The 11,199-nt window shown below is 74.3% G+C and carries 11 protein-coding genes; 10 read left to right on the top strand and 1 reads right to left on the bottom strand.

Going from position 1 to position 11,199, the window contains the following annotated elements:
- The first annotated feature begins 161 nt into the window (after positions 1-161).
- The 4 genes from ACFCY7_RS37265 to ACFCY7_RS37280 all read left to right on the top strand — a co-directional run bounded on the left by ACFCY7_RS37265 (position 162) and on the right by ACFCY7_RS37280 (position 2,876).
- A complete protein-coding gene (locus tag ACFCY7_RS37265) occupies positions 162-593 on the top strand; it encodes a cell division protein SepF (protein WP_073906529.1) in 432 nt (143 codons plus the stop codon).
- A 55-nt stretch (positions 594-648) separates the two neighbouring features.
- The gene (locus tag ACFCY7_RS37270; RefSeq protein WP_376490519.1) at positions 649-1,872 is read left to right on the top strand and encodes an ATP-binding protein; all 1,224 of its coding nucleotides are present in this window, start codon (positions 649-651) and stop codon (positions 1,870-1,872) included.
- Positions 1,869-2,264: a nucleotide pyrophosphohydrolase gene (locus tag ACFCY7_RS37275; protein WP_376490520.1), complete on the top strand. Its 396-nt coding sequence runs from the start codon at positions 1,869-1,871 to the stop codon at positions 2,262-2,264. Before ACFCY7_RS37270 ends, ACFCY7_RS37275 begins: the two co-directional genes overlap by 4 nt.
- A gap of 126 nt (positions 2,265-2,390) precedes the next feature.
- On the top strand, positions 2,391-2,876 hold the full coding sequence (locus ACFCY7_RS37280) for a DUF6099 family protein (RefSeq protein ID WP_376490521.1): 486 nt from the start codon (positions 2,391-2,393) through the stop codon (positions 2,874-2,876).
- 44 nt (positions 2,877-2,920) lie between these two features.
- Here ACFCY7_RS37280 and ACFCY7_RS37285 read toward each other — a convergent pair whose 3' ends face one another.
- Positions 2,921-3,175 (bottom strand): hypothetical protein, encoded by a 255-nt coding sequence (locus ACFCY7_RS37285; RefSeq protein ID WP_376490522.1) that lies wholly within the window; start codon positions 3,173-3,175, stop codon positions 2,921-2,923.
- Positions 3,176-3,424: 249 nt separating this feature from the next.
- On the opposite strand from ACFCY7_RS37285, the gene ACFCY7_RS37290 reads away from it, so the two are divergent.
- From ACFCY7_RS37290 to ACFCY7_RS37315, 6 genes are all read left to right on the top strand, one after another.
- Positions 3,425-4,348 carry an LLM class F420-dependent oxidoreductase gene (locus ACFCY7_RS37290; RefSeq protein ID WP_376490523.1) on the top strand — a complete coding sequence of 308 codons (924 nt, stop codon included), beginning with the start codon at positions 3,425-3,427 and terminating at the stop codon, positions 4,346-4,348.
- A 16-nt stretch (positions 4,349-4,364) separates the two neighbouring features.
- Complete coding sequence (gene mmuM, locus ACFCY7_RS37295; protein WP_376490524.1) at positions 4,365-5,279, top strand: homocysteine S-methyltransferase; 915 nt, start codon at positions 4,365-4,367, stop codon at positions 5,277-5,279.
- Between the two features lie 69 nt (positions 5,280-5,348).
- Positions 5,349-6,815: a 3' terminal RNA ribose 2'-O-methyltransferase Hen1 gene (locus tag ACFCY7_RS37300; protein ID WP_376490525.1), complete on the top strand. Its 1,467-nt coding sequence runs from the start codon at positions 5,349-5,351 to the stop codon at positions 6,813-6,815.
- The gene (locus ACFCY7_RS37305; RefSeq protein ID WP_376490526.1) at positions 6,812-9,340 is read left to right on the top strand and encodes a polynucleotide kinase-phosphatase; all 2,529 of its coding nucleotides are present in this window, start codon (positions 6,812-6,814) and stop codon (positions 9,338-9,340) included. The genes ACFCY7_RS37300 and ACFCY7_RS37305 overlap by 4 nt, the downstream gene beginning before the upstream one ends.
- A 240-nt stretch (positions 9,341-9,580) precedes the next feature.
- Positions 9,581-10,306: a Crp/Fnr family transcriptional regulator gene (locus tag ACFCY7_RS37310; RefSeq protein ID WP_376490527.1), complete on the top strand. Its 726-nt coding sequence runs from the start codon at positions 9,581-9,583 to the stop codon at positions 10,304-10,306.
- 223 nt (positions 10,307-10,529) lie between these two features.
- The coding region (locus ACFCY7_RS37315; RefSeq protein WP_376490528.1) for a hypothetical protein at positions 10,530-11,199 on the top strand (670 nt) is incomplete at its 3' end.

The following is an 11,199-nucleotide window of genomic DNA, read 5'->3' on the forward strand; positions in this document are numbered from 1 at the left end:
CCCCGGGGTCGCCCCGGGGATTCCGGGGGTCTCCGCAGAGGAACCTCCCCTCCCGCGCGGCATGGGCCGACCGGGTGACTTCGGGTCCGCGCAGGCCACGGCCCGGTCACGACCTCGTGTCGTTGTTGGGCCGAACGGGTGAGGGGCGGGAGGATGTGCCCATGAGTAGGTACGAGAGGTACGACGTCACCGACGAGCAGTGGGAGGGCCTGGCGCAGGTCGTGCCCCTGCGCGGACGTGACGAATGGCCGTCCAGGGTCGATCACCGCACGATCCCCGAGCAGTACGAGTCCGCCGAGCAGCGCCGCATGGTGGTGCTCCGGGTGCAGGTGTTCGCCGACGCCCGCGAGGTCGCCGAGTACCTCATCGCCCAGATCCCGGTGCTCCTCGATCTGACGAGCGCCGACACCGAGGTCGCGAAGCGGATCCTCGACTTCAGCAGCGGCGTCGTCTTCGGGCTCGGCAGCGGCATGCACCGCGTCGACCGGAACGTCTTCCTCCTCGCCCCGGCGGGCACCGAGGTCGAGGGTTCGGAGGGCGAGGACGAGGAGGGTGTCGTGGGCGGCCGGACCGCCGGCGTCCCCCGATCGTAGGAAGGTCATCTCGCCGTAACGGTTCGTCACGGAAGGGCCTGCGTACGGTCCGGGCATGGACCTCACCGGCGGCGCCACGCTCGCCAGCACGTCAGACGCACGCCTCTCCGTCCCCGAAGCCCGGGGGCCGTCCGGCGGTGCGGCCGGGGCCGGGCGGACCGCCGCCCGGCCCGCCGTCACCGAGCTGCGCCTTTCGGCGTTCGCCGGCCACCGCGGGGCCGCGCACCCGCTCGGTCCGGTCACCCTCTTCGCCGGTCCCAGCGGCAGCGGGAAGTCGACCACCCTGCGGGCGTACGAGGCGCTGGCCAGGCTCGGCGCGGGCGACCCGCTCGACGAGGTGTTCCCCGACGCCGCCGACTGCGTCCCCGAGCGGGCCCGGCCCGACGCCCAGGGCCGCCGCGGCTTCCGGATCGGGTGCACGGTCGACGGGCCGGCCGGCCCCGTCCGCCTGGACCTCGCCGTCCAGGCGGAACCCCGGCTCCGGATCGTCGGCGAACGGCTCACCGGCCGCGGCCGCACCCTCCTCGCCACCGCCCTGCGGGATCCGGGCCGCAGCACCGTCCAGGCCGAATGGCACACCGCCGGAGCCACCCCCGTCACCCGCGCCCCGCTCCCCGACGACCTGCTCGGCACGGCCCTGCTGCCGCTGCGCGTGGCGGGCAAGACCGCGGGGCAGCTGGACGTCCTGGCCGCCGCCGAGCAGGTGGTCATCGGGCTGAGGTCCGCCTTCGCCTGCGACCCCCGGCCCGAGCGGATGCGGGCGCCCGTCCCCCCGGGCGAGGGGCGGCTCCGGCGCGGCTGCGGCAACCTCGCCGAGGTCCTGCACCGCACCCACACCGACTGCCCGCGCCGCCACCTCCGCCTCGCCGCCGTCGCGGGAGCCGGCTGCGCGGGACCCGTCACCGGCGTCGGGGTGCAGGAGCTCCCGGAGGGCACCGTGCGGGCGTTCCTGGAGCGGGGCGGCCGGCCCGCGACCCCGCTCGGCCGGCTCGGCGACGGCGAACTCCGCTATCTGGCACTCGCGCTCACCCTGCTCACCGGGCCCGGCGTGCTGGCGATGGACCGGCTCGCCGAGGTGCCCGACGCCATGCAGAGCCTGACCCTGCTCGCCGACGGCTTGGACCGCGGGCTCGACGGTCGCCAGCTGGGTGAGCTCCTCCGGCTCGCTGCGGGCATCGCCGCCGACGGGCACATCAGGGTCGCCGGGACGGTCGGGGAGCGAGCGGCGGGGGAGGCGCGGCGGACACCCGGGGTGACGGTGGTAGACCTGACCGGATGACGAACAACCTTGACGTGGCGGGACTGCAGCGCAGGCTGGCCGAGTTCGCGGCCGCCCGTGACTGGCAGCCCTACCACACGCCCAAGAACCTGGTGGCGGCGCTCAGCGTGGAGGCGGCCGAACTCCTGGAGATCTTCCAGTGGTTGACGCCCGAGCAGGCGGAGCGGGTGATGGACGACCCCGAGTCGGCGCACCGCGTCGCCGACGAGGTGGCGGACGTGCTCGCCTATCTCCTCCAGTTCTGCGAGGTGCTCGGGGTCGACCCCCTGGCGGCCCTCGCGGCCAAGATCGACCGCAACGAGGTCCGCTTTCCCGCCCGGCGGCGGTCCGGCGGGAGCGCGGACGGCGGCGAGGGGGGCGATGCGGACGGAGATCGTCACTCTTCGGAGTGATCGGCTTTTCCCCGTCGAGCCTCCTGTCCACAGATTTCCGAATTCCCCTGGTGCGGAGGCTCAGGCCGCCTCACTCTGGGTAGTGGAATGAGTGGGCAGTAAGTCGTACGAACGGGGGCTGCGTTGATGGACGCGGAGCGACTCATCACACTCGGCCGGCGCGCGCTGGCGGAGAGCGGAACGGCACAGCACATCGTGGCGGAGGCCTGGCAGGCCCAGGCGCTCGCCCAGGCGATAGGAAGTCATCTCGCGCTCTGCGGGCCGCTGGAACTGCGGGGCGACGCGCGGGGGCTGAGCGAGATCGGGGAGTACCCGGTGTGGGGAGCGGGCGGGCCCCGGGCGGCCCAGCTGACCGAAGTGGGCGATCCGCGCGGGGCGTTGACCGCGCTGGGCGCACTGCTCGGGGAAGTGGGGATCGCGCTCGTCGGGGTGGCCTGCGCCACCGACGAGGAGGGGCTCTACTGGCAGTGCATCGAGGCCATCGACGCCGCCGACGAGTCGAGCGACCGGGTGCGCGGGATGCTCCGGCGCCTGGCCGTACGGGACGGGGAGCGGGCCCGCCCGCCCGACCCCGCCCGCGGTCGCGCGGGCCCCGGGCGGGGCCCGACGTGAACGGCACCCGTCGAGCGGCCGGGGACACGAGGGCGGCGGCGGGTCTAGAGGAGCGGCCGGGCGTCGCCGGGGCGGTCCTGGTGCTCGCGCCGGTGGGGCTCGTGCTGGTCGGGTTCGTGGCGGTCGGCCGAGGACTGGAGGTCGGCGTCCAGCTGGGAGAGGTCGGCGGAGAGGGCCGCCATGATCTCCTCCATCTGCTGGAGCAGACCCTTGGGGGCGCCGGCGGCCTTCTGCTCGGGTACGGACTGCGGCACCGGCTGCTCGGGAACGGCCCGCTCCGGCGCGGCTTCCTGGGACATGGCGGCCTCCTCGACCGGGACCCCACCGCCGAGGACGGGGCCACGAGAGAGAGCGACGCACCGGCAGCGGCCGCCGGCACGAGGGCCGGGCGGTCCGGCTCCGCCCGAGCCAACGACGGGTGCCCGGCCCCGGTCACTGGCCAGGGCGGACGCGCCCCGCCAGGGGGTCGGATATTCACCCGACCGTGCCGGTGCGGACGGCGGACTGACGGAGAGGTTGACACGCACCCGACGGTGCAGGATGGAGGTATGGATCTTCGCATCTTCACGGAACCCCAGCAGGGGGCCGACTACGACACCCTCCTCAGGGTGGCCCGGGCCACCGAGGACCTCGGCTTCGACGCCTTCTTCCGCTCCGACCACTATCTGAGCATGGGGTCCGCCGACGGCCTGCCCGGCCCGACGGACGCCTGGATCACCCTGGCGGGCCTGGCCCGGGAGACGAAGCGGATCCGGCTGGGCACCCTGATGACGGCCGGCACCTTCCGGCTCCCCGGGGTCCTCGCCATCCAGGTCGCCCAGGTCGACCGGATGTCCGGCGGGCGGGTCGAACTGGGCCTGGGGGCCGGCTGGTTCGAGGAGGAGCACGCGGCGTACGGCATTCCGTTCCCGAAGGAGAGGTTCGGCCGTCTCGAGGAGCAGCTGGCGATCGTGACCGGGCTGTGGGGGACCGAGGTCGGGAAGACGTTCGACCACGAGGGGACGTACTACCGGCTCACCGACTCGCCCGCGCTGCCCAAGCCCGCGCAGGACAGGATCCCGGTGCTCATCGGCGGGCACGGCGCGAGCCGCACGCCGCGGCTGGCCGCACGGTACGCGGACGAGTTCAACATCCCGTTCGCGTCCCTGGAGGAGACCGAGCTCCAGTTCGGCCGGGTCCGGGCCGCCGCGGAGGCGGCCGGGCGGGCGCCGGACGACCTGGTGTACTCCAACGCGCTGGTCGTCTGCGTCGGCAGGGACGACGCCGAGGTGGCCCGCCGCGCCGCCGCCATCGGGCGGGACGTGGACGAACTCAAGGCGAACGGCCTCGCGGGCTCGCCCGCCGAGGTCGTCGACAAGATCGGGCGGTACGCGGCGATCGGCTCCTCGCGGGTCTACCTCCAGGTCCTCGACCTGGACGACCTGGACCACCTGGAGCTGATCTCCGCGCAGGTCCAGGCGCAGCTGGGATGAGGGGACGGGCGACCCGATGAAGCCGATCCGCACGCTCGCCGAAGCCCTCCGGGCAGGGGTGGTCGTCCTCGACGGCGGTCTCTCCAACCAGCTGGAGGCGCAGGGCTGCGACCTCTCGGACGCGCTCTGGTCCGCGCGGCTCCTCGCCGACGGCCCCGAGCAGATCGAGGCGGCCCACGCGGCGTACGTACGGGCCGGCGCCCGGGTGCTCATCACCTCCAGCTACCAGGCCACCTTCGAGGGCTTCGCCCGGCGGGGCCTGGGCCGGGAGGCGGCGGCGGGGCTGCTGGGCCGGAGCGTGGAGCTCGCGCGGGCGGCGGCGGAGCGGGTCGGGGAGGAGGTCTGGGTCGCCGCGTCCGTCGGGCCCTACGGGGCGATGCTCGCGGACGGCAGCGAGTACCGGGGACGGTACGGGCTGTCGGTGCGGGAGCTGGAGGCGTTCCACCGGCCGCGGATCGAGGCGCTCGCCGCGGCGGAGCCGGACGTCCTGGCACTGGAGACGGTCCCGGACGCGGACGAGGCGGAGGCGCTGCTGCGGGCGGCCGCGGGGGCGGGGACGCCCGTGTGGCTCTCGTACACGATCGAGGGCGGGCGGACCCGGGCCGGGCAGGACCTGGCGGAGGCGTTCGCGGTCGCCGCCGGGAACGACCAGGTCGTGGCGGTCGGCGTCAACTGCTGCGACCCGGCCGGGGTGGCGGACGCCGTGGAGCTCGCCGCGGCCGTGACCGGCGGGCCGGTCGTGGCCTATCCCAACAGCGGCGAGCGGTGGGACGCCCGGGCGCGCGACTGGCGGGGCGACCTCGCCTTCGACCCGGCCGGGGCCGGAGCCTGGGCCGCCGCGGGCGCCCGGCTCGTCGGCGGCTGCTGCCGGGTGGGGCCGGACACGATCACGGCCGTCGCGGCGGCGCTGTCCGGCGACCGGCCGCGCTGAGGCGCGGCCCGGCGCCGGCGCACGGAAAATGCCTGGTCGGCAGGGGGACGGGCGAACATACTCGGAAGTGTGTTCCTGACGATCAGCACAACCGGCAACCAGGAGCGACCCGCGACCGATCTCGGCTTTCTGCTGCACAAGCATCCCGAGCGGGCGCAGGCGTTCTCGACTTCGCACGGCACGGCGCACGTCCTCTACCCCGAGGCGACCGCCGAGCGGTGCACGGCTGCACTTCTCCTGGAGGTGGACCCCGTGGCGCTGGTGCGCCGCGGCAAGGGCAAGGGCCGGGGCGGCGCCCCGGACTCCGCGCTCGCCCAGTACGTGAACGACCGGCCCTACGCGGCGTCCTCGCTGCTCGCCGTCGCGCTCGCCAAGGTCTTCAAGACGGCGCTGCACGGCGTCTGCCAGGCGATGCCCGAGCGGGCCGCCGCGCCGCTGCCGCTGCGCGTCGAGGTCCCCGCGCTTCCCGCGCGGGGCGGCGCGGGCCTGGTGCGGGCGCTGTTCGAGCCGCTGGGCTGGGAGACGGTGGAGGCCGAGCCGGTGGCCCTGGACGCGGAGTTCCCCGAGTGGGGCGACTCCCGGTACGTGCGGCTGGTCCTGGAGGGCGAGCTGCGGCTCGCGGACGCCCTCAACCACCTGTACGTGCTGCTGCCCGTCCTCGACGACGCCAAGCACTACTGGGTCGCCCCCGACGAGGTCGACAAGCTGCTGCGCGCCGGTGACGGCTGGCTGGCCGGACACCCCGAGCGGAAGCTGATCACCGCCCGCTACCTCTCCCGCCGCTGGGGCCTGGCCCGCGAGGCGACGGAGCGGCTCGAACTGGTGCGGCTCGCCGAGGCCGAGGGCGTCGACGTCGACGAGGTCGACAACGCCGTCGACGAGACGACCGACACGGAGGAGCGGCCGGTGCCGCTCGCCGAGCGGCGCCGCGAGGCGATCCTCGCCGCGCTCGACGCCGCCGGGGCGACCCGCGTGCTCGATCTCGGCTGCGGCCAGGGGCAGTTGGTGCAGGCCCTGCTCAAGGACCCCCGCTACACCGAGATCGTCGGCGTCGACGTGTCCGTCCGCGCCCTGACCGTCGCCGCGCGCCGCCTCCGGCTGGACCGGATGGGCGAGCGGCAGGCCGCCCGGGTCAAGCTGGTGCAGGGCTCGCTCGCGTACACCGACAAGCGGCTGACCGGCTACGACGCGGCCGTGCTCAGCGAGGTGATCGAGCACCTCGACCTGCCGAGGCTGCCGGCCCTCGCGTACGCGGTGTTCGGCTCGGCGCGGCCCCGCACGGTGCTGGTGACCACGCCGAACGTCGAGTACAACGTGCGCTGGGAGTCGCTCCCGGCCGGGCACGTCCGGCACGGCGACCACCGTTTCGAATGGACCCGCGAGGAGTTCCGCGGCTGGGCGGCCGAGGTCGCCAGGACGTACGGGTACGGCGTCGGGTTCACCCCCGTCGGCCCCGACGACCCCGAGGTCGGCCCGCCCACCCAGATGGCCGTCTTCACCCGCACCGACGAGACCTCGAAGGAGGCCACGGCATGACCCGTAACCTGCCCGTCACCGACCTTTCCCTCGTCGTGCTCGTCGGCGCCACCGGTTCCGGCAAGTCCACCTTCGCCCGGCGCCACTTCAAGCCGACCGAGGTCGTCTCGTCCGACTTCTGCCGCGGGCTCGTCGCCGACGACGAGAACGACCAGTCCGTGAGCAAGGACGCCTTCGACGTCCTCCACTACATCGTGGGCAAGCGCCTGGAGGCGGGACGGCTGACCGTCGTCGACGCCACCAACGTGCAGCAGGAGGCCCGGCGCCAGCTCGTCCAGCTGGCCAGGACCCACGACGTGCTGCCGATCGCGATCGTCCTCGACCTGCCCGAGGAGGTGTGCCGCAGCCGCAACGCCGGGCGCCCCGACCGGGCGGACATGCCCGCGCACGTCATCCAGCGCCACCGCCGCGAGCTGCGCCGCTCGCTGCGCGGCCTGGAGCGCGAGGGCTTCCGCAAGGTCCACGTCCTGCGTTCCGTCGAGGAGGTGGAGGACGCCGGGATCGTCCTGGAGCGCCGCTTCAATGACCTGCGCCACCTCACTGGCCCCTTCGACGTCATCGGCGACGTCCACGGCTGCCGCTCCGAGCTGGAGACCCTGCTCGCGAAGCTGGGCTACGTCGACGGCCACCACCCCGAGGGGCGGACGGCCGTCTTCGTCGGCGACCTCGTCGACCGGGGCCCCGACTCGCCGGGCGTCCTGCGCCGCGTGATGGCCATGGTCGCCGCGGGCGACGCCCTGTGCGTGCCCGGAAACCACGAGAACAAGCTCGGCCGCTGGCTGAAGGGCCGGAAGGTCCAGGAGACGCACGGGCTGGCCGAGACCATCGAGCAGCTGGCGGGCGAGAGCGACGCGTTCCGCGCCGAGGTCGCCGAGTTCATCGACGGGCTCGTCAGCCACTACGTCCTCGACGGCGGCAACCTCGTCGTCTGCCACGCGGGCCTGCCGGAGAAGTACCACGGCCGCACGTCGGGCCGGGTCCGCTCGCACGCGCTGTACGGGGACACCACCGGCGAGACCGACGAGTTCGGGCTGCCGGTGCGCTACCCGTGGGCCGAGGAGTACCGGGGCCGCGCCACCGTCGTCTACGGGCACACGCCCGTGCCGAACACCTCCTGGGTCAACAACACGATCTGCCTCGACACCGGAGCCGTCTTCGGCGGCAGGATGACCGCGCTGCGCTGGCCGGAGCGCGAACTCGTCGACGTACCGGCCGAGCGGGTCTGGTACGAGCCGGCCCGGCCGCTCGCGACCGAGGCGCCCGGCGGGCACCAGGGACGCCCCCTGGACCTGGCCGACGTGCGGGGCCGGCGGATCGTGGAGACCCGGCAGCTCGGCAACGTCGCCGTGCGGGAGGAGAACGCGGCGGCGGCCCTGGAGGTCATGAGCCGCTTCGCCGTCGACCCCCGGCTGCTCGCCTACCTGCCGCCGACGATGGCTCCGACCGCCGCCTCGCGCGCCGAGGGGTACCTGGAGCACCCGGCCGAGGCCTTCGCCCAGTACCGGGCGGACGGGGTCGAGCGGGTCGTGTGCGAGGAGAAGCACATGGGCTCCCGGGCGGTCGCCCTGGTCTGCCGCGACGAGGAGGCGGCCCGTGAGCGCTTCGGCGTCACCGGGGTGACCGGCGCGCTGCACACCCGTACCGGACGGCCGTTCTTCGACGACGAGGCCGTCACCGAGGAGGTGCTCGGCCGGCTGCGGACCGCGATCGGCGCCGCCGGGCTGTGGGAGGAGCTCGACACGGACTGGCTGCTGCTCGACGGCGAGCTGATGCCGTGGTCGCTCAAGTCGGCCGGGCTGCTGCGCGCGCAGTACGCGGCGGTCGGCGCGGCCTCCGGCGCCGTTTTCCCGGGGGCGGTCGACGCCCTGGAGCGGGCGGTGGGCCGCGGGGTCGAGGGGATCGACGGGCTGCTCGCCCGGCAGCGCGAACGGGCCGTGGACGCGGCGGCGTTCACGGCGGCGTACCGCAGGTACTGCTGGCCGACCGAGGGGCTGGACGGGGTGCGCTTCGCGCCGTTCCAGCTCCTGGCGGCGCGCGGCCGCTCGCTCGCCGGCGTCCCGCACGACACGCAGCTCGCCTGGCTCGATCGGCTGGTGGAGCACGACCCGACCGGGCTGCTCCAGGTCACCCGCAGGCTCGTCGTCGACACCGGCGACGAGGCCTCGCTCCGCGCCGGCACCGACTGGTGGCTCGACCTGACCGGCGCCGGCGGCGAGGGCATGGTCGTCAAGCCGCTGGCGGCGCTCGTCCGCGACGCCAAGGGCCGGCTCGCCCAGCCGGGCGTCAAGGTGCGCGGAAGGGAGTACCTGCGGATCATCTACGGCCCCGAGTACACCCGGCCGGAGAACCTGGAGCGGCTGCGGCAGCGCTTCCTCGGCCACAAGCGGTCGCTGGCGCTGCGCGAGTACGCCCTCGGCCTGGAGGCGCTCGACCGGCTCGCGGACGGGGAACCGCTCTGGCGGGTCCACGAGGCCGTCTTCGCGGTCCTCGCACTGGAGTCCGAGCCGGTCGACCCCAGGCTCTGACCTGGTCGGCGACGGGGGGCGCAGGGATGCCGGGGACGGCGCTCCCCTGCGCCCCTCGTGCTCGTTGACGCGTTTCTTCCGCACCCTCTAGCGTTCTTCACCCCATGACGTGACACAGCGTCAACTCTGTGACAGAGATGGTCACATGAGGTGGGAACAAGCGCACGAAAACAGCCGGACGACCACCGGTGGACGGTCTTCCCCGGAAGACCCACGGACGGTACGGGGGGTGAGCGGGCCATGAGTCTCTTCGGCCAGGACCGCTCCTTCCTCCATGCCCTGTCGGCTGCCGACCGGCGGACCCTGCTCGCCGAGGGCGCCCGGCGCGTCTACGAGCCCGGGGAGGTGATGATCCGCGAACGCGACACCAGCGCCTACGTCCTCGCGCTGCTCTCCGGCTGGTCCGTCGTCTCCGTCGGCACCGAGCGCGGAGCCCGGCTCATCCTCGCCCTGCGCGGCGCCGGCGAGGTCGTCGGCGACCTCGCCGCCGTCGACCTGCGCCCGCGCAGCGCCAGCGTCACCGCACTCGGCACCGTCGAGGCGGTGGCCGTCTCCGGCGACCGGTTCCGGCGCTTCCTCGCCGCCCGGCCGCACGCCACCGCGCTGATCATGCGACAGCTCGCCACCCGGCTCCGCAGCGCCGACGTCGAACGCCGGGCGCTCGCCTCCGAGACCGTCCTCCAGCGCCTCGCCGCCCGGCTCGTCGAACTCGCCGAGCGCGCGGGCCGGCGCGGCGACGCCGGGACCGTACTCGAACTCCCGCTGCCCCAGCACGACCTGGCCGCCGCCATCGGCGCCACCCGGGAGGCGGTGGCCAAGGCGCTGCGCCTGCTGCGGGAGCAGGACGTCGTCCGCACCGCGCACCGCACCGTCGTCGTCATCGACATGCGGGTCCTCGTGCTGCTCGCCGAGGGGCGTGCGCGCCCCGGCGCGGAACGGGCGGACGAATCTCCGCCGGATGTGTAAACGGCTACATCGCCGGTCGCGGAACGCGACCACTCTGGACATGCGCCACCGACACCGAACCGAACACCGGCACCACGAACCGAAACGCACCACGAACCGAAACGCACCACGGAACCGAAGCGCACCACGGAACCGAAACGCACCACCGAACCGAAGCGGCACCACGGCACCGAAGCGGCACCACGGCATCGAGCGGCACCACGGCATCACACAGGGAGTCCGAGTGAGCAGTGCGGGAGCGAGCGGGGTAGCGGGCGGGATCCACCGGTTCGTCGTCTTCGGCGACATCGTGGGTTCCGGGGCCATGGACATGGCCGAGAAGGAGCTGCACCGCGCCGCGATGTACACCGCTTTCGACGAGGCGTACAGCTCCGTGGGCGTCGAGCCCGACACCTTCCACCAGGAGGACCGGGGCGACGGCATCCTCGCCGCCCTGCGCCCCGACGTGCCGCCGACCCTCATGGTCGGGCGGTGGATCGACACCCTCTACGAGAGCCTGCGGGAGCACAACACCGGCCGGAGCCGGCGACTGCGGATGCGGATCGGCATGAACGCCGGCCTCGTCGTGCAGGACCGGCACGGGCTCGTCGGGCGGGCGGTGGACCTCGCCGCCAGACTCTGCGACAGCCCCCCGGCCAAACGGCTCATGACCGAGGCGCCCGAGGTCGACCTGCTCGTCGTGGTCTCCGACTGGCTGTACGAGAACGTGGTCGCCCTCGGCGGCCGCTACGTGGAGCCGGACCACTACCGCCAGGTCCGCGTCCGGTCCAAGGAGACCGACGAGGCCGCCTGGTTCCACGTGCCGCGCAGGACCGCGCCGCCGCTCGCCGGCGTCGGCGCCGAGGGGGAGCCGGCGCCCGAGGGGGAGCGGGCGCCGGCGGGGGGTTCACGGA

Origin of the sequence: Streptomyces sp. NPDC056361 (assembly GCF_042262805.1) — a bacterium.
Classification (GTDB): Bacteria; Actinomycetota; Actinomycetes; order Streptomycetales; family Streptomycetaceae; genus Streptomyces.

Bases quoted from the DNA above. Each gene is read 5' to 3' on its own strand.
- ACFCY7_RS37265 (WP_073906529.1), top strand. From the start codon at position 162: ATGAGTAGGTACGAGAGGTACGACGTCACCGACGAGCAGTGGGAGGGC.
- ACFCY7_RS37280 (WP_376490521.1), top strand. From the start codon at position 2,391: ATGGACGCGGAGCGACTCATCACACTCGGCCGGCGCGCGCTGGCGGAG.
- ACFCY7_RS37310 (WP_376490527.1), top strand. From the start codon at position 9,581: ATGAGTCTCTTCGGCCAGGACCGCTCCTTCCTCCATGCCCTGTCGGCT.
- ACFCY7_RS37285 (WP_376490522.1), bottom strand. From the start codon at position 3,175: ATGTCCCAGGAAGCCGCGCCGGAGCGGGCCGTTCCCGAGCAGCCGGTG.
- ACFCY7_RS37305 (WP_376490526.1), top strand. From the start codon at position 6,812: ATGACCCGTAACCTGCCCGTCACCGACCTTTCCCTCGTCGTGCTCGTC.
- ACFCY7_RS37290 (WP_376490523.1), top strand. From the start codon at position 3,425: ATGGATCTTCGCATCTTCACGGAACCCCAGCAGGGGGCCGACTACGAC.
- ACFCY7_RS37275 (WP_376490520.1), top strand. From the start codon at position 1,869: ATGACGAACAACCTTGACGTGGCGGGACTGCAGCGCAGGCTGGCCGAG.
- ACFCY7_RS37270 (WP_376490519.1), top strand. From the start codon at position 649: ATGGACCTCACCGGCGGCGCCACGCTCGCCAGCACGTCAGACGCACGC.
- mmuM (WP_376490524.1), top strand. From the start codon at position 4,365: ATGAAGCCGATCCGCACGCTCGCCGAAGCCCTCCGGGCAGGGGTGGTC.